A 26,722-nucleotide genomic window follows, 5' to 3' on the forward strand; every position below is an offset into this window, starting at 1 on the left:
ATAACCTACCTGGGGGCGGGGCCCATGCCCATGCCGGGGCCCATGCCCGGGTGATGGCCGCGGCCCATGCCGCGACCGGCCATCATGCCCTCCATGACGCCGCGGAAGTGGGCGGCCTTCTCCCGCTGCTCGGGGGTGAGCAGGGCGCTGATCTCGTCCCGCTGGGCCCGGTGGTCCAGCATGGCCTCCATCTGCGCGTCGGAGGCGGCGCGGTGGAGCTTGCGCAGGTCCTCCACGGAGGCCGAACTGCCGCGGTAGGCGTCCATGAAGGCCTTGCGGGCGTCCATGGCGGCCTTCCGCCGGGCCTCGGCGCCCTCCTGGTGCTTCTGCCGGATGGCGGCGATCTTCGTCTTCTGGTCTTCGGTCAGGCCCACGGCCTTGGCGAAGCGCTCCTCCATGCGGGGCCGCATGGCGTGGGCCTGCGCGTCGGGGCGGGGCCGGGGGGCGTCCTGGGCCGCCAGGGGCAGGGCGGCGATCGCGAGGGCGGTTGCGAGGGCGGAGCTTCTCATGGCCTTCTCCTTCAAGAGGCGGAATCCTCATCCACCCAAGATGAGACTCCCCGCCTCCCCTCCGGGTTTAATGGAAGGGTGATCAGCACCCTCTCGGCCATCGTCCTGCGTCCGACCCCCTTCCAGGAGGGGGGACTCGTGGTCTCCTTCCTCACGGAGCACGGGGAGCGGCAGGTGGGGGTGGTGAAGGGGGCCCGGAAGCCCTCGGCGAAGTGGGTCAGCGCCTTCGAGCCCCTGGGCCTCGTGCGGGTGAGCTTCTTCGGGAAGGAGCACGCGGAGCTCAAGCGGGTGACCCGCTGCGAGCTGGTGCACTCGCCCATGACCCTGGGCCACCTGGAATCCAGCCTCGTCGCCGCCTGCCTCGCCGACGTCTTCGACCGGGTCGCCCGGGAGGGGGTGGAGGACGACCGCCTCTACCGGCTCCTTTCGGCCTGCGGACGCTGTCTGAAGGCGGATCCGGGCCGCGCCCTGGCCGTCCTGGCCTACGCCGAGCACTGGCTCCTCCACTGCATGGGCCTCCTGCCCCATCCCCGCCTCTGCGGACGGTGCGGCGGGGGCGAGGCGCCCCTGGTCCTCTTCAGCGACGAGCACGGCTGGTGCTGCGCCGCCTGCACCCCCACCGACCCCCGCGAGGCCCTGCCGCCCGGGACCCGCGAGCACCTCCGGGCCCTGCGGACCCTGCCCGCCGCGGAAAGCCCCGACCCCGGCGGCAGCGACGCCGCGCGGGCCGTGACCCACCTCCTCCGGGACCGCCTGCGCCGGGAGCTGGGGAACCTGCGGAGCTACGAGGTGCTGGAAAAGCTCGTGGTCTAGGAATACTGGGTCGCCCGGTCCCGTTTCGCTTGGGAGCCTGGATGTGATCTCAGGACCGTTTTCCTCATCCCATTCATCCTGGCAATCCGATTCATCCCTGTCCTCGCAGGGCTGAAGCCGCAATGGGTCGCTGCATGCAGGTCATGGACGCGCCGGCCCAATGCTTCGTTGGCCCTGTGAGAACAGGGATGAACCGGATTGCCAGGATGAATGGGATTCCGCCGCGGATTGGCACCCTTGCCGCCGTGCCTGGGATGGACGTCGGAGCATGTCGGGCCGGGACGGGCGGGGGATCCCCAGCCGGTCACTCGGCCTTGGCCTCCGATGGGGTGAGCTTGAGCGTTTGGCTACCAATGACTGCGCGGCCCTCATACCCCGCAATCAGGGTGGTGATCTCGACTTCAGGGAAGCTGAAGCCCACGAGGGTGCTGTTGGTCAGTTTGTGCCTATCCTCCAGGACGTTCAGGAGCCCCTCGAAATCGTCAACGGAGGTGCTGTCGGCATCCTTGAGCGTGGTGGGTACCGGCCTGCCGATCACGTTCTTCGCATGCAGGCGAACGACTTGGACATCGGACTTGGTGAATTCATTTTTCTTCCAGGGCGTGGAGAGGGCGCCGGCCGAGACGAGGAGGATGGAATCCTTGGAATACGCCACCACCTTGGCGTCGCGCAGAAGGTAGGTTGTTCGCACTTGCAGGATGGACTCGACGACCTTCGAGGATCCGGCCACATCGAAGGTCTGATCCGGGACGACGACTTCCTTGTCGCTGTTCGCAAGGGTGGTGAACACGATTCGAGGAAAGACGTAGCCTTCCAGGCTGCCGGCATTCCATCCGCCCTCCTTTTTGACTTCCGCCAGCAGGTCGTCGTAGTCGCGCAGCTTTTTCGTGGCCGACGCGCCCAGGTAGAGATCCGATTGCTTCTGGTCCCCGATCACCAGGGGAAGAAGCACCGTCTTGATTCCAGTCTGGGTGGGGGTCGTCTGATTCTTGTCGGTGGTGTATCCGACGCTGGCCGCTTCGAGGGTCAGGAAATCCTTGGATCCCTTGACCACCTTGGCCTGGTCGAGGATGTAGGTCCTGTTCGGGGCCAGGAGGCCGCTGTCCTTGGCATCCCGGTCTTCGAAATCCTCGTGGGGCGAGGAACTGGCGCATGCCCTGGTCGGGGTGCGTTGCGGCACGTGCAAGGTGAGGAGACCACAGGTGAAGCCCGAGCCGGAAGGCGAAGGGACGTTGGCGGTGATGTCCATCCACCAGAAAAGATAGTTCTTGAGGCTATTGCCCCTCAATCGGGCGCTGGCCGTGGAGGAACGGATCATTTCCAGGACCGACTTGAAGTCCTTCACTTGGGCTGAACGGTTGTCCGTCGTATACACCTGGATGCCGTCCCGGATGGACGCGCCGGAGATGCTCAGGACCAGGGGGACGGTATACGGCTTGTCATTCCCGAAGGTGCATTTTTCAGCCTGGATGGTGACGTTATTTCCCCCGTCATCCTCCAGCACCCTGGCCATGTGGAAGGTGTAGACGCCCCGGCTCGGGAAAACGAGATCCTTCAGGTGCTCCGTCTTTCCCGTGGACGAGCTCGCCTGCTCCTTGGGAGCGGGCTGGGCCAGGGCAACCCCAGCCCAGGCGAAGGTGAGACATGCGGCCAGCAGGCCGCGTCCAGCGCATTTCATCCTTGAATCTCCTGAGGCACGGCCCCAGCACAATATAATATTTATAATTCGGCTGGCAACCGGCTCCCCATCCGGGCCTGGAGGAAGGCCGCGCAACCCTGGCGACCCGCCCGGGCGCGGCGCTCCACAAACCCGTGACAGGACGGGGGATCCGTGACGCATTCGTGGCATCCGGGGGCTGATCATCACCGCGCGGTAACTTTTCCCGGCCCGCCTTGACCAGCACGGGCGGGCGACCGATACCTTGGCAACACGATCTTTGCGGCAATCGGAAGCGGGCGCGGGCCAGGGGGTCCGCGCCCCGCGCCGTACCTGCCCGAGGATCCCCCGCTCCCAGGAGGTGCCATGCTCCGCCCCAGCCCCGGGCCCGCCGAAGGCCTGCCCCCCACCCTCACCCCCTGCGCCGTGGCCCTGGCGGCGCCCCGGCCCGACCGGGTCAAGAGCCTCCTGGTGGCCTGCGCCATCTATGCCGCCCTGGGCGGCTGCGTCCTCGGCACTGCCCGGAAGATCAGCCACCGGCCCACGGTCGCGGGCAGCGGCCCGGTCGTCTGGGAAATGCCCCTCGAGCCGGAGGCGCGGCCCCGGCCCGAACCGGTGCGCACGACGGCGGGCGGACCCCGCCCCGCGGGCTTCACGGCGGTCCTGCCCCGGGCCGACGAGAACGTCGTGCCCGACCGGGTGACGGCCCTCACGGACATGAAGGACCGCTCCCACGAGGTGGCGGGGGACCCCGCGGCCCCCGTGGGCCCTCCGGTGATCGGGCTCCCGCCGGGGCCCGCGGTCCCGGAGCAGCCGCGGCCGGACCCGCAGCCCTCCGCGCCGGTGGAGATCTCCGCCTCGGCGGTGTCCGTGCTCAGCCGGGTGGACCCGGTCTACCCGAGCCTGGCGCGCCTGGTGAAGGCGCAGGGCCCGGTGGAGATGCGGATCATCATCGACGCCCAGGGCGTCCCCACCGACGTCCGCGTCGTGTCGGGCCCCCACCCCCTGCTCACGGCCGAGGCGGTGCGGGTGGCGCGCCTCTGGCGCTTCCGCCCCGCCACTTTCTCCGGGCAGGCCGTGCCGGGGACTTTCCTCCTCACCGTGACGTTCCGCCTCGAGAGGTGAGGTACCCTGGGGTTTTGGAGCCGGCTTGATCTCGTTCTCGGACGTCAGCAAACAGTACGGACGGCAGGTCCTCTTCATCGACGCCTCCTTCCAGTTGAACCCCGGCGAGAAGGCCGGCCTGGTCGGGCCGAACGGGGCGGGCAAGTCCACCCTCTTCCGCATGATCATGGGGGAGGAATCCCCGGACGAGGGGACCGTGTCCGTCCCGAAGAAGCTCTCGGTCGGCTGCTTCCGCCAGGAGGTCGACGAGATGGGCGGCCGCTCCGTGCTGGAGGAGGCCATCGCCGGCAGCGGCCGGCTCGGGGACCTCCACCACGAGCTGGCCGGCCTGGAGCGGGCGATGGCCGACCCGGAGACGGAGGACCTGGAGGCCGTCATCGAGCGCTTCGGCCACGTGCAGGAGGAGTACCAGCACCTGGGGGGCTACGAGCTGGAGGCCCGGGCCCGGGCCTGCCTGGAAGGCCTGGGCTTCGCCCCGGACCAGGTCGACGGCGACGTGGGCGCCCTCTCCGGCGGCTGGAAGATGCGCGTGTCCATGGCCAAGGTCCTCCTGGGGCGCTTCGACGTGCTGCTCCTGGACGAGCCCACCAACCACCTGGACATCGAGTCCATCCTCTGGCTCGAGACCTACCTCAAGAACGTGCAGGCCACCCTCCTGATGACCTCCCACGACAAGGACTTCATGAACCGCCTGGTCACCAAGATCGTGGAGATCGATGGCGGGGACATCGTGACCTACTCCGGGAACTACGATTTCTACGTCCGGGAGCGGGAGCAGCGGGAGGCCAACCAGGAAGCGGCCTACGCCCGGCAGCAGGCCAAGCTCGCCAAGGAGCAGCGCTTCATCGAACGCTTCAGCGCCCACGCCGCCAAGGCCGCCCAGGTCCAGAGCCGGGTGAAGGCGCTGGAGAAGATCGAGCGGGTGGAGCCCCCCCGGCGGCGGCGCGTCGTGAAGTGGGACTTCCGGATCCCGGCCCGCAGCGGCGAGGACGTCGTCATGCTGGAGGGCGTGGGCAAGGCCTACGGCAGCCGGGTCCTGTACCGGGACTTCGATTTCCACGTCCGGCGCGGGGAGCGCTGGTGCGTGATGGGCCGCAACGGCGCGGGCAAGTCCACGCTCCTGAAGATGGTGGCGGGCGCCCTGGAGCCCGACGCAGGCACGGTCCGCCTCGGCGCCAGCCTCCGCCTGGGCTACTTCGCCCAGCAGTCGCTGGACCTCCTGGACCCCGACCTGACGGTCCTGGAGCAGATGATGAAGGACTTCCCCACCGAGGGCCTGGGGGTCCTGCGCAACCTCCTCGGGGCCTTCCAGTTCAGCGGGGACGACGTGGACAAGCGCGTCCGGAGCCTCTCCGGCGGCGAGAAATCCCGGCTCGTCATGGCCCGCATGCTGTTCAACCCGCCCAATTTCCTCGTGCTCGACGAGCCCACCAACCACCTGGACCTGGCCACCAAGGAGATGCTGGTGGAGGCCCTCCGGGGGTTCGAGGGCACCATGCTCTTCGTGTCCCACGACCGCACCTTCCTGCGGGGCCTGGCCAACCGGGTCCTGGAACTGGGCGGGGACGGCCACGACGGCCCCGTCCTCTACCCCGGGACCTACGCCGAATACGTGGAGGCCACCGGCCGCGAGGCCCCGGGCGTCCACGCCTGACCAGGAGGGTGGCGGAGGAAGCGTCCGGGTCCCTGGCGCGCGAACCTCCGGGACACGTGCGCTCCCTTGGCCGGGCTCCTAGCGACCCTCCTCGCGGGCGTCGATCACCTTCAGGCTCTCGATGCGGGTGCCCAGGTCCAGCTGGTCCAGGACGCGCAGGGCGGCGGCCAGGTCCTCCACCTCGCCCAGGCGGGTGTAGCGCCCGGTGAGGTGGGGGGTCGCGTTGGTGGTGATGAAGAACTGGCTCCCCCCGGTGTCCTTCCCGGAGAGGGCCATGCCGACGCTGCCGGGGCCGAAGGGCACCAGGCTGTCCTCGCAGCGGACGGTGTAGCCCGGCCCGCCGTCCATGGTGCCGGTGGGGCTGCCCATCTGGACGACGAAATCGGGGACCACCCGCGGCACGGGGAGGCCGTCGTAGAAGCCCTTGCGGGCCAGGAAGACCAGGTTGGCGACGTTGATGGGCGCCACGGTGGGGTCCAGGCGCAGGGTGACCCGGGCGCCCCCCTCGAAGGTCAGGGCCAGGCGCACCGGCCGCCCCAGGCTGGCCAGCCGGACCGCCTCGTCCCGGATGAGCTCCTCCGTGAAGGTGGGCTTGGGCGCCGCGGGCCAGGGCGTGGCGGGCGCCACCCGGGCGAGGAGGTTCCACGCGTCAAGGCGGGCGGTCCAGCATGGGTGGTCCAGGAAGCGCTTCAGGAGGGCGAGGCGCCGCTCCTCGGGCACCTTCCACCGCGCGAGGGCGGGCAGGAACACCTGGACGGCGTCGTAGTTGGCCAGGGTCCAGAGGCGCCGCACCAGCGGCTCCAGGTCGGCGGGGGGGGCGGGCATGTCGTCGATGGCGGCCGCGAGGCCGAGGGGGTCGTCCACGCCGAGCAGGAACTTGCCGTAGCGGTCGGCCTCGGCCGGCGCGTGCCGGCGGAGGACGCCCAGACAGGGCCCGCAGAGGGGGCCGGCGTAGGTGCGGAACGCCAGGTCCTTCACCTGGGCCAGGACCTCGGGCGCCACGGTGGGCAGCTTGGAAAGCCGCTCCAGCACCGCCAGCTTCACGAGGAGGAAGTCGGAGCCCAGGGCCTGGAGCTCCAGCGGGGCGAATTCGGCGCTGGCCTGGAGGGGCAGGCCCTCAATGAGCCGCTGGGCGGGGCCGGGGCTGAAGGGCCTGGCCAGGGCCCCCTTGAGGAGGGCGGTGTGGACCTGGGCCCGGGCCTCCCAGGGGCCGCGGTTCCAGGCGTCCAGGTACCAGAGGCTGTTGGGGTCCGGCATGCGGGGATCCCCCTTCTCCAGGCCGGCGAGGACCAGGCGGATCCGGGCGGCCTCCGCGCGCACGGGATCGGTCTTGCCGGCCTTGCGGAGGGCCTCCAGGAAGGCGGCGCAGCCGGGTCCGGGGACGCAGCCGTTGATGCGCGCGGCTGCGACCTGCCCCTCCAGGTGGAGGGCGGCGGGCCAGGTGGCGGCCTCGCCGGGCTCCAGGCGCTCCAGGGCCTCGAGGGCGTGCCTGGATTTCAGGCGGTTGAGGACATGCAGGGCGGTGAAGCGGTCCTCGGGGGTCCGGGCGGTCCTGGCGCGGACCTCCCAGTCGGCGGCCTCAGGATGGTCGAGCCAGGGCGGCAGGAGCGCGGGGGCCCCGGGGGCGCCGATGCGCTTCAGGGCGCGCTCGAGCCGGGCCCGGTCCGCGTCCGGGAGCTTGTCGGCGGCCACCGCGGGCGGCTTGCGGTTCCATTCCGCCCGGACCGCGTCCGCGGCCGTGAAGGAGGCCTGCTGGGCCGCGGCCTGGAGGGCCAGGGCCGCGGCCAGGGCTGATTTCTGGCAGAATGAGCGCGAGAGGTGCATTTCTTGATCCTTGATCCATGGACCATCTTACGCGAGGACCGGGCGGCCGTCCCGGGACGGCCTTGAGCGGCGCGATCCCGGCCGGCGCGCACTGGGTCCGGGTGCCCCGGTTCTTCGGGGACGCCATGATGATCCACGCCGCCCTCGCGCCCCTCCGGGCCGCGGGCCTGCCCCTCGTGGCCTGGGGCCCGGGCTGGGTGGTGGACCTCTTCGACGGGAGCCCGGACTACGCGGCCGCCGTGCCCGAACCCGCGCGCAAGTACAGTCCCTGGGAGGCGGCGCGCATGCTGCGCGAGCACCGCCCGGCTTCGCTGATCAACTTCCCCAAGAGCCACCGGCCCCTCCTGGCCGGGCTCCTGGCGCGGATCCCCCTGCGCCTGGGGTGCGGGGACGGGGGCGCCTTCCTGGGCTACACCCACAGCATCGCCTTCTACCGGCAGGACACCCCCTTCGTGGCGCGCTACGCGGACGTGGTGGCCCGGGCCTTCCCCGACCTGGCCGCGCGGCCCGCGCCCTTCCGCCCCTTCCGTCCCCGGGCCGGGGCCCTGGCGGAGGCCGCGGCCCTGCGCGCGGAACTGGGGCTGGACGCCTACGCCGTGCTGGCGCCGGGGGCCAATTCCCCCAGCAAGCGCCTCTCCGTGGCCTGCCTCGCGGGCCTCGCGGGCCGGCTCGCGGACGCGGGCGTCGCCCCGGTCATCCTCGGGGCCGGCGACGGGGACCGCGCGCTGGCAGGGGCCATCCGGGACCTGGAGCCCCGGGCCCTGGACCTCACCAATCGCGGCGGCCTCGCCGTATCGGCCGCCTGGATCTCGGGGGCCCGGGCGCTGGTGGGCGTGGATTCGGGCCTGTCCCACCTCGCCGCCGGCTGCGGCATCCCGACCCTGGCGGTGTACGGGCCGACGCGCCCCCGCCACTCCGCCCCCTGGGGCCCCCGGGTGCGGGTCTTCCGGAAGGAAGGCCTGGCCTGCCTTGAATGCTGGAAGCTGGACTGCCCCGTTCCGGGCCACCCCTGCATGGCCGACCTGGATCCCGAGGCCCTCTGGGCCGCCCTCGCCGATCTGATGGCCGCGGGGCCCGCCGTCCCCTGACCCCTCCCGGGCGCCGTTCCCCCCAGTCGTCCTACAATGGGGGCCGGAGGCGGCCATGTCCCAGCGGGAAGTCTTCCTCGCGGCGCAGCGCACCGTGGCCCTGGTGCTGGCGGGAGGCCGCGGCAAGCGCCTCCACGACCTGACCCGGCGGATCGCCAAGCCCGTCCTGGATTTCGGGGGCAAGTACCGGATCATCGACTTCACGCTCAGCAACTGCGTCAATTCGCACATCCGGCGCATCCTGGTGCTGACCCAGTACAACAGCCACCTGCTGCTGGAGCACCTCCAGTTCGGTTGGTCCTTCCTGGACCCCCGGATCGACGAGTTCGTGCACGTGCTGCCCGCCCAGCAGAGCCTGGAGGGGGACGCCTGGTACGCCGGGACGGCGGACGCCGTGTGGCAGAACCTGGAGAACATCCGCCGCCACGGGCCCGAGACGGTGCTCGTCCTCGCGGGGGACCACATCTACAAGATGGACTACCGCCTCTTCCTGGAGGACCACCTGGAAAAGGACGCGGACGTGACCGTGGCCTGCCTGGAGGTGCCCCTCGACGCCGCCCGGGACTTCGGCGTCGTGGAGGCCGCCGAGGACGACCGGATCCTGTCCTTCGCGGAGAAGCCGCTGGACCCGAGGCCGGTGCCGGGCCGGCCCGGCCTGGCCTTTGCCAGCATGGGCATCTACCTGTTCAAGGCCAGCTTCCTCTACGAGCGCCTCGCCGAGGACGCGATCCGCCCGGGCTCCTCCCACGACTTCGGCCGGGACGTCATCCCCTTCCTCGTGCCCCACGCCCGGGTCTTCGCGCACCGCTTCGGGCGGAGCTGCGTGCCGAACCTGGACAAGGCCCCCTACTGGCGCGACGTGGGCACCCTGGACGCCTACTGGGAGGCGAACATGGACCTGACGAGCGTCGACCCGGAACTCAACCTCTACGACGCCGCCTGGCCCGTGTACACCCGCCTGGAGCAGTCCCCGCCGGCCAAGTTCGTGCACAGCGACCCCCACCGGAACGGCGTGGCCATCAGCAGCCTGGTCTCCGCGGGGTGCATCGTCTCCGGTGCCACCGTCCACCGGAGCCTCCTCTTCTCGGGCGCCCGGGCCCACTCCCAGGCCTACCTCCACGAGGCCGTCGTGCTCCCGGACGCGGACATCGGGGAGGGCGCGCGGCTCCACCGCGTCATCGTGGACCGCGGCTGCCGGATCCCCCCGGGGCTCGTCGCGGGCCAGGATCCCGAGGCCGACGCCCGGCGCTTCCATCGCACCGCGGGTGGTGCAACCCTGATATCGCAGCGGATGTTGGACCGCCTCCAGGGAACGCGATGAGAATCCTCCATGCGGCATCTGAAATCTTCCCCTACGTGAAGGTGGGGGGCCTGGGCGACGTCATGGCGGCCCTCCCCGTCGCGCAGCGGCAGCTCGGCGCCGACGCCCGCGTGATGCTGCCCGGCTTCGGGAGCCTCCTGGCGGGGGTCGAGGGCCTGGAGCCGGTGCGGACCTTCCCCGATCTCCTGGGGCAGGGGGAGGCCCGGCTCCTGCAGGGGCGGACCGCCTCGGGGGTGCCCATCTACCTCCTGGACCACCCGGCCCTCTTCAACCGGGACGGGGGCCCCTACGTGGAGGCCGGCGACAGCCACCTGCGCTTCGCGGCCTTCGCCTGGGCCTGCGCCCAGGTGGGCCTCCACGGGGACGGCCGCGGCTGGCAACCGGCCATCGTCCAGGCCCACGACTGGCAGGCCGCCCTCGCCCCGGCCTACATGGCCCAGGACGCCGTGACCGGCCCCCGGTCGGTCATGACGATCCACAACATGGCCTACCAGGGCCTCTATCCGGCCTCCCTGCTGCCCGCCCTCTGGATCGGACCCACCCTCTTCCACCCCGAGGGGGCGGAGTTCTACGGCCGCATCAACTTCCTCAAGGCCGGCCTGGCCTACGCCAGCCGCATCACCACCGTCAGCCCCACCTACGCCCGCGAGATCCAGCACCACGAGGCCGGCTTCGGCCTGGAGGGCATCCTGGCCCGGCGGCGCCGGGACCTGTCCGGCATCCTCAACGGGGTGGACTACGACGTCTGGAACCCGGCCGCGACCCCGCACCTGCAGCACCACTACGATGTCCGGCACATGTCCGGCAAGAAGGTGGCCAAGAACCTGCTCCAGCGGGAGACCGGGTTGGCCGAGTCCCCGGACCGGCCCCTCTTCGGGGTCGTCAGCCGCCTCGTGGACCAGAAGGGCCTGGACCTGGTCATCGAGAACATCGCGTACCTGATCCAGCTCGACGCCCAGCTCGTCGTCCTGGGCACCGGGGACCCCCGCCTGGAGGCGGCCCTGCAGGCCGCGGCGGAGGCCCACCCCGACAGCGTCGCGGCCGTCCTGGACTACGACGAGGGCCTCGCCCACCGCATCCTGGCCGGCTCGGACGTGATCCTCGTCCCCAGCCGCCACGAACCCTGCGGCCTCACCCAGCTCTACGCCCTCCGCTACGGCTCCCTCCCCCTCGTCCGCAAGACGGGGGGGCTCGCGGACACCGTCGTGGACGCCAACGCCCATTCCCTCATGGATTCCACGGCCACGGGCTTCGTGTTCAAGGAGGCCAGCTCCTGGATCCTGGGCGAGACCATCGGCCGGGCCTGCCGCCTGTACCGGGAGGATCCCAAGGCCTGGGCGAGCGTGCAGCGCCACGCCATGACCCGGAACTTCAGCTGGAAGGCCAGCGCCCAGGAGTACCTGGACCTGTACGCCTCGCTCCTCCGGTAGGCCCGCCTCCACCCGCCGGGGCCTCCCGGGGCCGGACATCGCGCCAGGTTCCGGCATCCAACTGCCCGTGAAGGGAGCACGGACAATGGATGTCGCAACGCCTTCCCAGGCCATCCAGGATCTCGACGCGCGGCTGGCGCGGGTGAAACAGGCCCAGCAGGCCTACGCCGCCTACGGGCAGGAGGCCGTGGACGCCATCTTCCGGGCCGCCGCCCTGGCCGCGGCCGACGCCCGGATCCCCCTCGCCCGCCTCGCGGTGGAGGAGACGGGCATGGGCCTCGTGGAGGACAAGGTGGTGAAGAACCACTTTGCCGCCGAATACATCTACAACGCCTACAAGGATGAGCGCACCTGCGGCGTGCTCGAGTCCGACCCGGCGGCCGGGATCCTCCGCATCGCCGAGCCCGTGGGCGTCGTGTGCGGCATCGTCCCCACCACCAACCCCACCTCCACGACCATCTTCAAGGCGCTCATCTGCCTCAAGACCCGGAACGGCATCCTCTTCTCCCCCCACCCTCGGGCGAAGCGGGCCACCTGCGAGGCCGCCCGCGTCGTCCTGGAGGCGGCCGTGGCGGCCGGGGCGCCCCCCCACATCCTCGGCTGGATCCCGGAGCCCTCCGTGGAGCTGACCCACCACGTCATGCACCACCCCGACGTGAACCTCATCCTGGCCACGGGCGGCTCCGGCATGGTGCGGGCCGCCTATTCCTCGGGCAAGCCCGCCATCGGGGTGGGGGCCGGCAACGTGCCCGTCGTGATCGACGAGACGGCGGACATCAAGCGGGCGGTCGCCTCCATCCTCCTGTCCAAGACCTTCGACAACGGCGTCGTCTGCGCCTCGGAGCAGGCGGTGATCGCCGTGGGGCCGGCCTACGAGGCGGTGCGGGAGCGCTTCGCCACCCACCGGGGCCACCTGCTGGCGGAGGGGGAGCTGGACGCCGTCCGGGGCCTCCTGCTCAAGGAGGGCAACCTGAACGCCGCGGTGGTGGGCCAGAGCGCCCCCGCCCTGGCGCGCATGGCCGGGATCCAGGTGGACCCGGCCACCCAGGTGCTCATCGGGGAGGTGACCTCCACGGGCCCGGAGGAGCCCTTCGCCCACGAGAAGCTCTCCCCCACCCTCGCCCTGTACCGGGCCGCGGACTTCCCCGAGGCCCTCGCCAAGGCCGAGGCCCTCGTGGCCCTGGGGGGGATCGGGCACACCTCCGTCCTCTACACGGACCAGGACCTGCACCCGGAGCGGGTGCGGCTCTTCGGGGAGCGCATGAAGACGGGCCGGGTCCTCGTGAACACGCCCAGCTCCCAGGGGGGCATCGGCGACCTCTACAACTTCAAGCTCGCGCCCTCGCTCACCCTGGGCTGCGGCTCCTGGGGCGGCAATTCCATCTCGGACAACGTGGGGCCCCGCCACCTCCTCAACATCAAGACCGTCGCCCAGAGGGCCGAGAACATGCTGTGGCACAAGCTGCCGAAGAACATCTACTTCCGCCGGGGGTGCCTCCCCTTCGCCCTCCAGGACCTGGCGGGGCAGAAGCGGGCGGCGATCATCACGGACCGCTTCCTCTTCGACGCGGGCCGGGTGGAGGCCACGGCCCGGAGCCTCAAGGACCTGGGCCTGGAGGTGGAGGTCTTCCACGAGGTGGAGGCCGACCCCACCCTGGGCGTGATCCAGCGGGGCGTGGCCATGCTCCGGGCCTTCCGCCCGGACACGCTGGTCGCCCTGGGGGGCGGGAGCCCCATGGACGCCGCCAAGATCATGGGGGTCCTGTACGAGCATCCGGAGGTGGACTTCAAGGACCTGGCCCTGCGCTTCATGGACATCCGCAAGCGCATCTACCCCTTCCCGCGCATGGGGCGGAAGGCCATCCTCGTGGCCATCCCCACCACGTCGGGCACGGGCAGCGAGGTGACCCCCTTCGCGGTGGTCACGGACGAGACGACGGGCATGAAGTACCCCATCGCCGATTACGAACTCACGCCCACCCTCGCCATCGTGGACCCGGACCTGGTCATGGACATGCCGCCCGCCCTCACGGCCCACGGGGGCATCGACGCGGTCACCCATGCCCTGGAGGCCTACGTGTCGGTCATGGCCAGCGAGTTCACGGACCCCCAGGCCCTCCAGGCCCTGCGCCTCCTCAAGACCCACCTGCCGTCCGCCTACGCCCTGGGGGCGCGGGATCCCAGGGCCCGGGAGGCCGTGCACAGCGCCGCCACCCTGGCGGGCATCGCCTTCGCCAACGCCTTCCTGGGGGTCTGCCATTCCATGGCCCACAAGCTGGGTTCCCTGTACCACCTGCCCCATGGCTTGGCCAACGGGCTGCTGATCCCCAACGTGATCCGCTACAACGCCACCGATACCCCCACCAAGCAAACGGCCTTCAGCCAGTACGACCGGCCCCACGCGCGCTGCCGCTACGGGGAGATCGCCGTCCACCTGGGCCTGGGCGGCCAGAGCCTGGACGCGCAGGTGGAGAACCTCCTGGCCTGGCTGGAGGGCCTGAAGGCCACCCTCCAGCTGCCCGCGTCCATCCGGGAGGCGGGGGTGCCGGAGCGGGCCTTCATGGAGAACCTGGACGCCCTGGCGGAGGACGCCTTCGACGACCAGTGCACGGGCACGAACCCGCGCTTCCCGCTCATGGCCGAGATCCGCCAGCTGCTGCTGGACACCTACCACGGCCGCCCCTACCGGGAGGGCTGAGGGTCAGAAGATGATGTTCAGGCCCAGGGAGAGGGTGTTGATGCCCTGCTTGGCGAACTGCACCTTCCCCGGGGCGGCGAGGCCGGCGGAGGTCAGGTCGATGGGGCGCTCCTGGGCCCGCAGGGCGGTGGCCTGCCACCGCACCTCCAGGCCCACCGACCGGCTGAACTGGTAGCCCAGGCCGGCGCCGTAGGTCGGCACGAGGTTGTTGGCGCTGTAGTTGGTGGTGGCCGTGCCGGTGGCGCCCAGGGCGAAGGTGCCCTTGCGGGTGGCCGTCACGTACGAGACCCCGAGGCCCACGAGGGCGTAGACGCGCCGGGAGGCCGCCCAGATGTAGTCCGCGCCGTAGGTGAAGGCGAACAGCTCGTTGGTGGTGGAGGCCGCGGCGCTGACCGTGCCGGCGCCGCCGGGGAGGACGATGACCTCGGGCTGGTTTCCGTTCGCCTTGAAGGTGCTGTAGCCGAAGCGCATGCGAACGGCGTCCCGGGTGCCGAGGGCGTAGGTCTCCGCCACGTCCAGGGAGACGCCCGTTGTGGACCCCACCCAGGTCTTGGCGTCGCCGGAGGGCTGGGCCGTTCCGACCTGGACGCTCCAGTTGCCGCTCTCGGCCTGCAGGGGCGCGGCCGCGGCCAGGGCGGCGGCGAGGGCGAAGAGGGGGGCGCGGAGGGAAAGGCGCATGGACGGAATCCTCGCTGAAGGGCAGGGGGCCCTCCGCATTGTAAGCCGCCCGCGGTCCCAGGGCCATGCGGACCCGGGGCCGGGGCCGCGGTCCCTCAGGGGGTGGGCATCTGGCAGGAGGCGGCCACCGCCGCGGGCAGGTAGCAGTGCCGCACGTAGTCCATGACCATCCGGTCCGCGTTGAAGCGCCAGGCCAGGGTCCGCATGGACCGCTGGATGGCGTGCACCCACTGGCGGGGCACGCCGTTGGCGTCCTGCCGGTAGTAGAGGGGCACGACCTGCTCCTCGAGGAGGCGGTAGAGGGCCTCGGCGTCCCGCTTGTCCTGGACCTCGTTGGAGACGTGGATCTCGCCGTTGCCGATGGCGAAGCCGTTCTCCCCGTCGAAGGCCTCCGCCCACCAGCCGTCGAGGACGGAGATGTGGAGGCCGCCGTTCATGACCACCTTCATGCCGCTCGTGCCGCAGGCCTCCAGGGGGCGGCGCGGGTTGTTGAGCCACGCGTCCACGCCCTGGTAGAGGTTGCGGCCGATGTGGATGTTGTAGTTCTCGACGAAGATGATGCGGTTGCGGAAGCGGGGGTCGGCGGTGAGCTGGCCCACCTTCTGGATGAGGGCCTTGCCGGGGCCGTCGGCGGGGTGGGCCCGGCCGGCGAAGATGAGGTTGACGGGGCGCTCCGGGTTGTTGACGAGCGCATCGAGGCGGTCCAGGTCCGTGAAGAGCAGGTCGGGGCGCTTGTAGGGCACGAAGCGGCGCGCGAACCCGATGGTGAGGGCCTCGGGATCCAGGGGCTGGGGCTCCAGCTGGGGCAGGCCGAGGCGGGCCAGCATCTGGTTCTGGCGGTCCCGCACGAGCTTGAGCATGCGGCCCTTGAGGACCTTCTTGATCTCCCAGATCTCGGCCGGGTCGATGGCGGCGATCTTCGTCCAGAGGTCGGGGCGGACGATGCCGTCCATCCAGTTCACCCCCAGGTGGGTCTGGAGGAGGGTGTTGAGTTCGGAGGAGAGCCAGCTGGGGACGTGCACGCCGTTGGTCACGTGGCCGATGGGCACCTCGTGCACGGAGCGGTTGGGCCAGAGGTGGTGCCACATGGACCGGGCGACGACGCCGTGGAGGGCGGAGACGCCGTTGGCGCGCCGGCAGTTCTTGAGAGCCAGCACGGTGGGCAGGAAGGGGGAGCCGAGGTCGCCGGGGTTCGTGCGGCCCAGGCCCATCACGTCGTGCAGGGGCAGGCGCAGGCCGTCCGCGAGGGGGACGAGGTGCTCCTCGGCGAGGTTGGCGGGGAACTTGTCGTGGCCGGCCTCGACGGGGGTGTGGGTGGTGAAGACCGTGGCGGAGGCCGCCTCGGCGAGAGCGGCCCAGGGCTCCAGACTGTCCTGCTGGACCCGGTGGCGCGCCCATTCCAGGATGGCGAAGGCGGAGTGGCCCTCGTTGAGGTGCACGACGCTGGGGGTGATGCCCAGGGCCCGCAGGGCGCGCAGGCCGCCCACGCCCAGCAGGAGCTCCTGCTGGATGCGCATGCGGGTGTCGCCGCCGTAGAGGTTGGCGGCGAGGGCCTTGTCCTCGTCGCTGTTGGCGTCGTCGCGGCTGTCGAGGAGGATCAGGCGGATGCGGCCCACGTGGCATTCCAGGACCTTGGCCCAGACGGTGCGCCCCGGCAGCTCCACGCCGACCCGCACCTGCCTGCCGTCGGGGCCCAGGGCGGGCTCCATGGGCAGGTCCGACAGCTCGACCGGCTCGCTGACGTCGTGCTGCCAGTAGGTGGCGTCCAGCATCTGGGTGGTGTAGCCCCGGTGGTAGAGCAGGCCGACGCCCACGAGGGGGACGCCCAGGTTGCTGGCCCCCTTCAGGTGGTCCCCGGCGAGGATGCCCAGGCCGCCGGAGTAGATGGGGATGGACTCGTGGATGCCGAACTCGGCGCAGAAATAGGCCACGGGCCGCGACTGCAGGGCGCCGGCGTGCACCATGCCCCAGGTGGTCAGGGGGTTCAGGTAGTCGTGGAGCTGCCGGAGGGCACGGTCCGTCCGGGTGGCGATGTCGACCTCGTCCGCTCGCTTTTCCAGGAGGGCGGGGGTGATCTCCTTCAGCACCCGCACGGGGTTCCGGTGGGCCTTGTGGTAGATGTCGATGTCCAGGTCCCGGAAGATGGCCCGGACCTCGGGGCGCCAGGTCCACCACAGGTTGCGGGTGAGCTTGCGGAGTTTCTGCTGGAGGGTGTCCATGGGCTGCCTCGGTTCGGCTTCGGGCTCCCGGGCCATCAGTGGCGGGAGGTCTCATTTTTGTAGCACGCGGGGGACGGCGGTCCCTGTGAAAATGCCGGCCCTCGTGATGCTGGGTAGGAACCGGGCGGTCTTCTGAAGCACTTGGTAATGAGCCGCTTATAGGAGGCCCCTTGTCCACCCCTGTTCCATCCCGCCCCGCGCCCAGGTTTGGTCGCCTCGTCGGGGGGTTTCCCGCATTGCTGATCGCCTCCGGCATCCTGGCCTGCGGCCATGGCAAGGACCACGGGCCCGGGACCCCGGCCCATCCGACGGGCTCCCAGGCCCGGTCCGGCGCGTCCACGCCCGCCGCTCCCCCCGCCTCGTCCCAGCCCGCCAGCCCGCAGACCCCCCCGCCGGCGCAGGCCGTGGAGCCCCCGCCCGTGATTCCCGAGGGCCGCCCCGTCCACCTCCCCGCGGCCCCAGCGCCCGCGGCGTCGCCCACGGCCCCCGCGGCGACCCCCTCGACCCCGGCGCCCGCCCCCTCGCCTTCGACGCCGGCGCCCCTGCCATCCCCGCGGACGCCGCCGTCCGTGACGTTCCCCTCGGCGCCGGCGCCGGTGGCCCCGCCCTCGACGCCTGCGCCCGTGACGCCCCCCTCGCCGCCGGCGCCCGTGGTCTCCCCCTCGGCGCCGCCGCCCTCCCTCCCCCCCGATGAGGGTCCAGCCAGCGATGAGGCGGAGGACGCCGAGGCGCCGTGGGTGGTGCCGGTGGCTCCGATTCCGGAGGTCAGGCAGGCCCATGCGGCTGCCCTCCAGACCCTGGATGCGAACCTAGCGAGGAACTTCCAGTTCGAAAGTGGAGGTACCTGGAACCTCACCGAGGACTATTTCCAGGCACAACGGGCGCTCGACGCCTATAAGGTTCGTCACCTGAGCGATCGGGGCCCCCGCCTCAACCTCGACTATCTGGCGGCGGATCCCTATCTGAGCCGCCATGGCAGTGACATTAACCAGATTTTTCCCGAGGCCGTCTCTCCCGAGAAATGGCGGGAGATCACCAACGCCCTCCAACAGGCTGCCGAACCCATGGACCTGATGAGCCTGGAGGAGGTGATGGGCAAGATCAACATGTCGAACCCGGAAACCCGGGTGACCGTCAAGAAGCGCGTCCGTCGCCTCTACGAGTGGGCCAAGGACCGCGACGAGGCCGGACTGGGTCCGCTCCACTTGACGACGGGATCCTGCCTGCATGAGGTGGCGACGAGCCTGAGCCAGAACAACACCCGGTGCATCGACGGCATCCAGGAGGGCATCGGCCAGTTCGAGGCGGGCGTCTTCGGGGACGCCTTCGCCCCGCAGAACATGGGCGAATGTGTCAGTCACATCGTGGCCGATGACCGCATGGCCTTCATCGTCCGCCATACGGCGTTCCGGCCACACAATGTCGAATTCGTTACGACCGTGGTCCAGCTGCTCCGGCAGCGGATGCTGTTCAGCCTCGGGCTCCGGGGCGCCTTCGCGCCGGTCGCATACCCCTTCCTGGTCGGGCATGAAAATGACGCACTCTCCCCGGCGAGGGTGATGGAACGCTACCTGGAAGGCAGTGAAGGGGAGACGCTGGGCTTCCTGTCTCAGCCCGTGGATTTCCCGGCCTATACGGTGGATCGGCTGATCTCGCTCCTCCAGGCTGCGCGGGAAGCCGACTTCGTGGACGCCGACGGCAGGCGGCGGAACCCTGACTACCGGGGCCTGCGGCTCACGTACAATTTCATCATGAATGAGTGCCTCAATGGGACGGAGCCCAAGGATCCTGTTCTCGGGCCAGTGTTCTTCGACTTCGTCATGAGCGGGATGACGGAGGCCAGCGACTACTTCCTGCCAGCCTCCGACGGCTCCGAACGGAACTTCCGGCTCACGCGGGAGTTCTGGCTCTATATCCTCGCCAAGTACGGGTACATCCTCAGTGAACGGCCCGGAACACCACCGCCCCCAGAGGGGGGAGCGTAAGGGACAGGGATTGGGGGTGGCCGTGGGCCGGGATCGGCTCGGTCTCCACGGCCCCCCCGTTCCCGAAGTTCTGGCCGCCGTACCACGCGGCGTCGGTGTTGAGGATCTCCTCGTACCGACCGGGCCGGGGGACCCCGATCCGGTAGCCGTGGAGGGGCTGGGCTGTGAAGTTGAGGGCGGCGGCCAGGAAGGGGCCGTCGCCCTTGCGCATGAGGGCGAGCACGCTGTTCCGCTTGTCCTCGCAGTCGATCCACTCGAAGCCGCCGGGGGCGCAGTCCCGCTCGAAGAGGACGGGGTCGCTCCGGTAGAGGGCGTTGAGGTCCTTCACCAGGCGCTGCACGCCCTGGTGGGGCTCATGGGCGAGGAGATCCCAGTCCAGGGACCGGTTGTGGTCCCATTCGTGGTCCTGGCCGAACTCGCCGCCCATGAAGAGGAGCTTCTTGCCCGGGTGCAGGAACTGGTAGGCGAAGAGGAGCCGCAGGTTGGCGAACTGCTCCCACCGGGAGCCGGGCATCCGCCAGAGGAGGCTCTTCTTGCCGTGGACGACCTCGTCGTGGCTGAGGGGCAGGACGAAGTTCTCGGTGTCGTTGTAGAGCATGCTGAAGGTGATCTCGCCGTGGTGGTACTGGCGGTGGAGCATGTTCCGGCCCAGGTAGCCCAGGGTGTCGTGCATCCAGCCCATGTTCCACTTGAACCCGAAGCCCAGGCCGCCGGAGCTGGTGGGCCGGCTCACCATGGGCCAGGCCGTGGACTCCTCGGCGATGGTGCACACGTCGGGGAACTGGGCGTAGACCACCTCGTTGAGGCGGCGCAGGAAGTCGACGGCCTCCAGGTTCTCCCGGCCGCCGTAGCGGTTGGGGACCCACTGGCCCTGGGGGCGGCTGTAGTCCAGGTACAGCATGGAGGCCACGGCGTCGACGCGGAGGCCGTCCACGTGGTACCGGTCCAGCCAGAAGAGGGCGTTGGCGATGAGGTAGTTCTGGACCTCGGTGCGGCCGTAGTTGTAGATGAGGGTGCCCCAGTCCATGTGCCGGCCCTTGCGCGGGTCGGCGTGCTCGTAGAGGTGGGTGCCGTCGAACTCGGCGAGGCCGTGGGCGTCCGCGGGGAAGTGGGCGGGGACCCAGTCCAGGATCACGCCCAGGCCCGCCTGGTGGCACCGGTCCACCAGGACCTTGAAGTCGGCGGGGCTCCCGTACCGGCTCGTGGGCGCGAACATGCCCAGGGGCTGGTAGCCCCAGGAGGCGTAGAAGGGGTGCTCGCTGACGGGCAGGAACTGGACGTGGGTGAAGCCCAGCTCCCGCACGTAGGGGACAAGCTCGTCCGCCAGTTCCCGGTAGCCCATGAAGCCGCCGTCCTCCCGGCGGCGCCAGGAGCCCAGGTGGACTTCGTAGATGCTCATGGGGGCGTCGAAGCGGTTGCGCTTCCAGCGATCGGCCATCCAGTCGCCGTCGCCCCAGGCGTAGGGGGCGGGGTCCTCCACCACGCTGGCGGTGCCGGGGGCGTGCTCGCACCGGAAGGCGAAGGGGTCGGCCTTGAGGGGCAGGAGGCGGCCGTCCTTGGCCTTGATCTCGAACTTGTACAGGTCCCCGGGCAGGAGGCCCGGCACGAACAGCTCCCAGACGCCCGTGGAGCCCCAGGGACGGAGGAGGTGACGCCGGCCGTCCCAGGTGTTGAAGGGGCCGACGACGCTCACCCGGCGCGCGTTGGGGGCCCAGACGGCGAAGTCGACGCCGGCGACGCCGTCCCGGACGGCGGGGTGGGCCCCCAGCTTCTCGTAGAGGCGGTAGTGGGTGCCTTCGCCCATGAGGTGGGCGTCCATCTCGCCGATGCCCGAGGCGAAGCGGTAGGGGTCCTCGGCCTCGACGGGGGCCTCGCCCCAGCCGTGGACCCGGAACCGGTAGGGGAACCAGCGCTGCAGGCGGGGCACGACGCCTTCGAAGATCCCTTCGGGATGGGCCATGCGGAGCTCGGCGACGGCCTCGCCCGTGTCGGCGCGGAGGAGCTCGACCCGCCGGGCCCGGGGCGCGAAGGTGCGCGCGAAGAGCCCGCCGTCGGGCAGGGTTCGCAGGCCCAGCACCGAGGAGGGGCTCGCGCAGTCCCCGTTGAGGAAGGCCTCGAGGTCGAAAAGGGGATCGGTCATCGTCAATCCTTGGGGATCCTGTCCAGTGTAAGCCAAACGCGGAGGGCTTCGGTGGCGCTCCAGGCCTGGGCGTCGCAGCCGCGCTGGGCATGGGGCGCGTCGCCGTCCAGGATTTCAGGCAGGTGGCCCAGGCAGCCCGTTTCGAGCAGGCCGCTGGCGGAGCCCAGGATGGCCCGGGCGGCGTCGACGGCCTCGGCCTGGAAGGCCCAGGCCCGGGCCAGGGCCTCGCAGAAGACGGGGAGGAGCCAGACCCAGGCCGTCCCGTTGTGGTAGGCCGGCTTCCGCCGGGTGTCCTCGGGCCCTTCGTACCGGCCCCAGTAGGGGTTCACCGGATCGTTCAGCAGCCCCCAGGGGCCCTGGATGGGAAGGGGGGTGGGCACGGGCAGGGGCGCCAGGCTCCGGAGGGCGCCGGGCACGAGCAGGTGGCGGGCGCAGGCGTCCACGGCCCGGCGGGCCCGCTCCCCCTCCACCAGGCCCAGGCTGGCCAGGAAGAGCTGGTTGGGGCGCAGGTGGCCGTCGGGGCGCGCCTGGGCGGCGGGGACGCCGGGGCCGGCCTCCAGGTGGTCGTGGAACCAGCCCTGCCCCTCGTCCCAGAAGAGGTCCAGGGAGGCCTGGGCGCGGGCGGCGAGGTCGGTCCAGCCGGGGCCCAGGTGGCGGAGGAGGCGGATCCAGAGGGCCTGGATCTCCACGGGGTAGCCCTGCCGGGGGGTGCCGGCCGGATAGTTGGTGTCCATCCAGGTGAAGTGGGAGGGGCTCCAGACGAGGCCGCTGGCGGGATCCACCCGGATGCCGTTGGGGGTCCCGTCCCGGTAGCCCCGGGCGATGGCCTCGAGGGTCGGGCCCAGGTCCTGGATGCCGGCCTCCTCCACGGCCAGGGCGAACCAGAGGGGGGCGTCGGAGGTGTCCCGGTCCGCGGTGGATTCGGCGCTGAGCATGTTGGGGAGGGTGCCGCGGTCCTCGAAGGCGGCGAAGGTGCGCAGGATCTCCCGGACCTCCCCGGCCATCCCGGCGGCCAGGAGGCCCCGGGCGGCGATGAAGGTGTCGCGGCCCCAGTCCAGGAACCAGGGATACCCGGCGATCACCGTGGAGCCCTGGCCGCGCCGGGCGAGGAAGGCCCGGGCCGCCTGGCGGAGGCGGAAGCTGAAGGGATCCGCCGGCGGGATGGGGGCGGCCTCGGCGGGCAGGCATTCGCCAGCGGCCGGCTCGTCCGGATCCGCGCAGAGCACGAGGGTGGCGGAGGCCCCCGCCTCCAGCGGCAGCTCGAACCAGCCCGGGCTCCAGGCGTCGCCGCGATCGCGCATGCCCCGGCCGGCCTCCACGGGGTGGGGCACGTCCCGGCTCCACTCCGGCCCGGGATGGTAGGCGCCGCGGTCGCTCCACGCCAGGAGGCGCCGGTCCGGCGCGGGCTGGAACCGGAAGCCGGCCCGGCCCTCCAGGACCGCGGTGGATCGCGTGAAGTGCAGGTCGGTGCCCTCCACGGCCACGGTCTCGTGGTGGAAGTTCCGGTCCTCCAGGTCGAGGCGGACGATGAGGACGACCCGGGCGCCCGCGGGGAGCTCCCGGCCCCGCTCCGTGGGGCCGTCCAGGCGCGTGAGGCGGGCCATGACGGTGTTCCTGAAGGGCACCATGTGGATCCGCAGCTCCAGGGGCACGGTGCGGCCGTCGCCGGCCGGGGCCTCGAAGACCCAGGTGGCGGGGGGCCCCGGCTCGAAGCGCACCAGGTTGTCGGCGCCGAGGGCGGTGATGAAGCCGTCGGCGTTGGCCCAGGCCCGCAGCCGCTTGGCCAGCACGTGGCGGTCGCAGGGGACCTCGGGATGGAGGTTGGCCCCGAGGAGGCAGTCGTACTTGGAGGCGATGGCGCCCAGGGCCGCCTGGAGGCGGGCCATGCCGCCGCGGCCGTTGGTGAGGAGGCAGGAGGCGCCCTCCAGGCGGGGCTCGAAGCCGGGCTCGGCGGGGAGGAGGCGGATCCGGCCGGGGGCGGGGGTGCGGGCCTCCTTGAACCGCTCGAGGCGGATCTCGGCGTCCTCGGCCCGCTCCGGGACGTCCCGGGCCGGGGGCACGGCGGCCATGTGCCCGTGCGCGACGGGCACGGAGCGCACATGGACGAGGGGGTGCCCCGGGCGGCGCAGGGTGATGGAGAAGGGGGCGGGATCGCGCACCAGGAGCCAGTGGTCCGGGGGGAGCAGCACGACGCGCCCCAGGTCCCGGGTGCCCCATTCGACCACGCGGGGGTAGCCCTCGGGGGCGGCGTCGAGGGCGCCCAGGAGGTCCCGGCGGGCCAGGGCGGGGTCCAGGTAGGGAAGGCGGGCGAGGAAGCCCCTGGGGTCGGCGGCGGCGAGGGCGGCCAGCTCCTCCCAGGGGGCGGGGCCCAGGCCCTCCGCCGGCAGGACCGTGGCCAGGGCCTGGAGGGCCCAGGCGGCCTGGGCCCGGCGGTCGCGGTAGGCGGCGCCGGCCAGGCCCCGGGGGGCCCGGGCGTCGGAGAGGCAGTGGGCGGCCCAGGGCCGCAGGAGGCAGGTGACGGAGCCGCCCGGGTTCGTCCGCACCCGCGGGGGGGCCTGCTCCAGCAGGTCGTGGGCGGGGGCGCCCAGGGCCTGCCAGGTTCCGCCGTCCAGGCCCCATTCCTGGGCCTCGGCGGTGAGGTTCACGAGGACGAGGCAGGTGTCGCGGCCGTCCCGGGAGGTGCGCCGGAGGGCGAGGACGGGGGCCTCGGGGTGGCTGATCCGCTCGATGCGGGCCCCGTCGAAGAAGCAGGGGTGCCCCGAGACCAGCCGGTTGAGGACGGCGAGCTCGTCGATGAGGTTGGCCGGAGCCTCCCAGGCCATGCCGCGGGCCTGGTGGACCTCGATCTTCTCCGTGGCCAGCCACTCCACCCCCGCGGTGAAGCCGAAGGCGCCGCTGACGCTGGCGAGGGCGCAGAGCCGGTTCCGGAGGAGGGACCACTCGGGGCCGCGCCGCGCCAGGCGCTCGTTGTCGTGGGTCTCGCTGTAGTGCACCAGGGGGCCGATGCGCTCCGCCTGGCGGATGGCGTGGTCCAGGTAGCCGGCCACGTCGCGGGGGGTGAAGTTCTGGAAGAGCTCGGAGTAGGCCCACTGCATGCCGCCCTCGGTGAGCAGCGCCTCCGTGGCCTCCCAGGCCCCGCCGAGGCCCTCCAGCAGGAAGCAGCAGTCGGGGAACTCCTCCCGGACCCGGGCGACGATGTACTGCCAGGCCGGGAGGGGCACCATGTAGCCGGCGTCGCAGCGGAAGCCGTCCACGCCCCGGCGGCACCAGGTGAGGAGGCTCTCGGCGATCACCTCCCACAGCTGGGGGTTGGCGCGGTTGTCCAGCTCCACCAGGTCGCCCCAGGTGACGCCCCAGGCGCCGGGGCTGTGGAAGGTGCCGTCGCCGTTCCGGTGGAACCACTCGGGCCGGCCCTCCATGAGGCGGGAGCCCCAGCCGGTGTGGTTGATGACGATGTCCAGGAAGAGCCGGGCCGCGCGCAGGTGGACCGCGTGGGCCAGCTCCTGGAACTGCTCCACGCCCGTGGTGCGCTCGTCGAAGGCGACGAGGGCGGGGTCGATGGCCGTGAAGTCCAGCTGGGCGTAGGGGCTCCCGAACCGCCCGAACCGCGCGTAGGTCGTGGGGGTTGGGCCGATGGGGAGGAGGTGGAGGATCCGGCAGCCCAGGGTCTCCACGATGTGGGGCACGGCCGCTGCGAGGTCCCGCAGCTTGCCGGAGGGGGGGATCACCGTGTACCCGCGCTGGTCGAGGCTGGCCAGCTGCTCCTCCAGGGCCGGCTCCCGGGTGGAGGGGCGGGTGCGGGCGGCCCCGAACATGCGGGGGAAGGCGCAGTAGAGGGTGTTGCCCGTGCGCAGGTGGTCGGGGTGGACGGAGATGCCCACGTCGTCCCCCGCCGGCCAGACCTGGAGGCCCTCCGCGTCCAGGGAATAGGCCTTGGCCTTGAAGTAGCCGACCTCGGTGAGGGGGAGGTCCAGCTCCCAGCCGCCCCCCGCCGCCGGGGTCATGGGGATGTCCCGCCAGGCCGCGCCCGCGAAGGTCCGGACGGCGCTCTCGGCGGCGCCGGAGAGGGCGACCACCTCCTGCCGGGCCTGGGCCCCCCGGGTGAGGTTGGTGCGGAGGAAGGCCCGCGCGCCGCCCGCCAGGGTGAACCGGACGCGGTCCCCCACATAGCGGACGATCCGGGATCCGGGCTGAGGGGTCATGGCGGGCTGGGACAACGTCACCTCGCGGTCAGGACCTCATTCTCCGCCAAAGGGTGCCGGAAGGTGAAGGAGGCGCCGCGGCCGGGCAGGGATTCGACGCCCACCTCCCCGCCCATGAGCACGGCCAGGTGCTTGACGATGGAGAGGCCCAGGCCCGTCCCCGGCACGCCCCGGGTGGCCTGGGCCCGGAAGAAGCGCTCGAAGATCCGGGGGAGGTCCTCGGCGCGGATCCCGGGGCCCTGGTCGGCCACGGTCCAGGCCAGGCCGCCCTCGGCGGCCTCGGCGGACAGCACGACCTCGGAGCCCTCGGGACTGAACTTGATGGCGTTGGACAGGAGGTTCTCCAGCACCTGGCCCAGGCGCATGGGGTCGGCCCGGAAGGTGAGCCCGCGCACCTCCGGCGGGGCCTCGGCCCGGAGCCGGATGCGCCGCGGCGCGGCCAGGGCGGCGGCGTTCTCCAGGACGTCGTCCAGGAACTCGCCGGCCCGCAGGTCGCGGGGCTCCAGGCGCAGGGCGCCGGTCTCGATGCGGCTCAGCTCGGAGATGTCGTCCAGGAGCATCACCATCCGGTCCAGGTTCCGGAGGATGATCCGCAGCCCGTTCTCCCCGCCCCGGGCCACGTGCCCGCCGTCCATGAGGTTCTCCACGGCGACGCGGATGCCCGTGACGGGGGTCTTCAGCTCGTGGCTGGCGTTGGAGATGAACTTCTGGCGGGTGGCCTCGAGGGCCTCCAGGTGGGTGACGTCGTCCAGGGTCACCAGGACCCAGACCTCTTCCGGGGCGCCGGGGCCCGGGAGGGGGACCGCCCGCAGGCGCAGGGTCCGGGGCGCCCGGCGCAGGGCCCACTCCCTGAACTGGCCGCCGTAGGCCTCCTCCAGGGCGCGGAGGCTGTCGGGCTCCCGGAAGGCGTCGGCGAGGCCGGCCCCCTCCCCCAGGGCGCTGCTGGCGCCCAGCAGGGCCCGGGCCGCGGGGTTGAAGAGCCGGACCCGCCGGTCGCCGGCGAGGAGGACGATGCCCGTCTTGAGGCCGGCGAGGATGTGCCGGCGGACCTGGTCCCCGGCCTCCACCTCGGTGCGCAGGCGCCGGATCTCGGCCTCGAGGCCGGCCCAGGCCCGGGGCAGCTCCCGGATGAGGCCCTCGCCCTTGTCGGGGAGGGGGATGCCGGCCAGGAGGCGGGTGAAGACCTCCCGGTGGGCCGCCATTTGGCGGACCAGGAGGAAGGCGGAGAGGGCCACGGCCAGGAGGCCGATCCCCCGGATGACGGGTTCCACGTCCAGGCCCAGCACCACCCCGCCCACGGCGGCCAGGACCCAGGGGATCCAGGGGGTGACCAATCGCCCGGCCAAGTTCTGGGGGGGGGCGTTCATAAGAAGAGGCTC

General features: G+C 71.7%; 16 protein-coding genes. 8 read left to right on the top strand and 8 right to left on the bottom strand.

What is annotated here, in order from left to right:
- Positions 1-5: 5 nt before the first annotated feature.
- Positions 6-509, bottom strand: a complete 504-nt coding sequence (locus tag R2J75_RS07980; RefSeq protein ID WP_243346352.1) for a Spy/CpxP family protein refolding chaperone — start codon at positions 507-509, stop codon at positions 6-8.
- A gap of 78 nt (positions 510-587) precedes the next feature.
- Here R2J75_RS07980 and recO point away from each other — a divergent pair, with 78 nt between their 5' ends.
- Complete coding sequence (recO, locus tag R2J75_RS07985; protein ID WP_243334715.1) at positions 588-1,322, top strand: DNA repair protein RecO; 735 nt, start codon at positions 588-590, stop codon at positions 1,320-1,322.
- Positions 1,323-1,626: 304 nt separating this feature from the next.
- Here recO and R2J75_RS07990 read toward each other — a convergent pair whose 3' ends face one another.
- On the bottom strand, positions 1,627-3,000 hold the full coding sequence (locus R2J75_RS07990; RefSeq protein ID WP_316411460.1) for a hypothetical protein: 1,374 nt from the start codon (positions 2,998-3,000) through the stop codon (positions 1,627-1,629).
- Between the two features lie 345 nt (positions 3,001-3,345).
- Here R2J75_RS07990 and R2J75_RS07995 point away from each other — a divergent pair, with 345 nt between their 5' ends.
- Positions 3,346-4,104, top strand: a complete 759-nt coding sequence (locus R2J75_RS07995) for an energy transducer TonB (protein WP_316411461.1) — start codon at positions 3,346-3,348, stop codon at positions 4,102-4,104.
- 25 nt (positions 4,105-4,129) lie between these two features.
- A complete protein-coding gene (locus tag R2J75_RS08000; protein ID WP_316411462.1) occupies positions 4,130-5,758 on the top strand; it encodes an ABC-F family ATP-binding cassette domain-containing protein in 1,629 nt (542 codons plus the stop codon).
- Positions 5,759-5,836: 78 nt separating this feature from the next.
- On the opposite strand, the gene R2J75_RS08005 is transcribed toward R2J75_RS08000, so the two are convergent.
- Positions 5,837-7,582, bottom strand: a complete 1,746-nt coding sequence (locus tag R2J75_RS08005; RefSeq protein WP_316411463.1) for a peptidylprolyl isomerase — start codon at positions 7,580-7,582, stop codon at positions 5,837-5,839.
- Positions 7,583-7,644: 62 nt separating this feature from the next.
- Between R2J75_RS08005 and R2J75_RS08010 the strand changes: the two genes are divergently transcribed.
- The 4 genes from R2J75_RS08010 to adhE all read left to right on the top strand — a co-directional run bounded on the left by R2J75_RS08010 (position 7,645) and on the right by adhE (position 14,119).
- Positions 7,645-8,670, top strand: coding sequence for a glycosyltransferase family 9 protein (locus R2J75_RS08010; RefSeq protein WP_316411464.1), 1,026 nt, complete (start codon positions 7,645-7,647; stop codon positions 8,668-8,670).
- A 55-nt stretch (positions 8,671-8,725) separates the two neighbouring features.
- The gene (gene glgC / locus R2J75_RS08015) at positions 8,726-9,991 is read left to right on the top strand and encodes a glucose-1-phosphate adenylyltransferase (RefSeq protein ID WP_243346347.1); all 1,266 of its coding nucleotides are present in this window, start codon (positions 8,726-8,728) and stop codon (positions 9,989-9,991) included.
- Positions 9,988-11,421, top strand: a complete 1,434-nt coding sequence (glgA, locus tag R2J75_RS08020; RefSeq protein WP_243332529.1) for a glycogen synthase GlgA — start codon at positions 9,988-9,990, stop codon at positions 11,419-11,421. The genes glgC and glgA overlap by 4 nt, the downstream gene beginning before the upstream one ends.
- Before the next feature lie 85 nt (positions 11,422-11,506).
- Positions 11,507-14,119: a bifunctional acetaldehyde-CoA/alcohol dehydrogenase gene (gene adhE, locus R2J75_RS08025; protein WP_316411465.1), complete on the top strand. Its 2,613-nt coding sequence runs from the start codon at positions 11,507-11,509 to the stop codon at positions 14,117-14,119.
- Positions 14,120-14,122: 3 nt separating this feature from the next.
- Here adhE and R2J75_RS08030 read toward each other — a convergent pair whose 3' ends face one another.
- A complete protein-coding gene (locus R2J75_RS08030) occupies positions 14,123-14,797 on the bottom strand; it encodes an outer membrane beta-barrel protein (RefSeq protein ID WP_243332534.1) in 675 nt (224 codons plus the stop codon).
- Between the two features lie 95 nt (positions 14,798-14,892).
- A complete protein-coding gene (gene glgP / locus R2J75_RS08035; RefSeq protein WP_243332536.1) occupies positions 14,893-17,016 on the bottom strand; it encodes an alpha-glucan family phosphorylase in 2,124 nt (707 codons plus the stop codon).
- A gap of 569 nt (positions 17,017-17,585) precedes the next feature.
- On the opposite strand from glgP, the gene R2J75_RS08040 reads away from it, so the two are divergent.
- A complete protein-coding gene (locus R2J75_RS08040) occupies positions 17,586-19,001 on the top strand; it encodes a hypothetical protein (RefSeq protein ID WP_316411466.1) in 1,416 nt (471 codons plus the stop codon).
- Here R2J75_RS08040 and glgB read toward each other — a convergent pair.
- From glgB to R2J75_RS08055, 3 genes are read right to left on the bottom strand one after another with little or no spacing between them, the layout of a single operon-like run.
- A complete protein-coding gene (gene glgB, locus R2J75_RS08045) occupies positions 18,955-21,141 on the bottom strand; it encodes a 1,4-alpha-glucan branching protein GlgB (protein ID WP_243332539.1) in 2,187 nt (728 codons plus the stop codon). The two genes, R2J75_RS08040 and glgB, sit on opposite strands and share 47 nt — an antisense overlap.
- A gap of 2 nt (positions 21,142-21,143) precedes the next feature.
- Positions 21,144-25,343: an amylo-alpha-1,6-glucosidase gene (locus R2J75_RS08050; RefSeq protein WP_316411467.1), complete on the bottom strand. Its 4,200-nt coding sequence runs from the start codon at positions 25,341-25,343 to the stop codon at positions 21,144-21,146.
- A 17-nt stretch (positions 25,344-25,360) separates the two neighbouring features.
- Complete coding sequence (locus tag R2J75_RS08055; protein WP_243332543.1) at positions 25,361-26,710, bottom strand: sensor histidine kinase; 1,350 nt, start codon at positions 26,708-26,710, stop codon at positions 25,361-25,363.
- Between the last annotated feature and the right edge of the window lie 12 nt (positions 26,711-26,722).

It is taken from the genome of Mesoterricola sediminis (genome assembly GCF_030295425.1).
Lineage (GTDB): Bacteria > Acidobacteriota > Holophagae > Holophagales > Holophagaceae > Mesoterricola > Mesoterricola sediminis.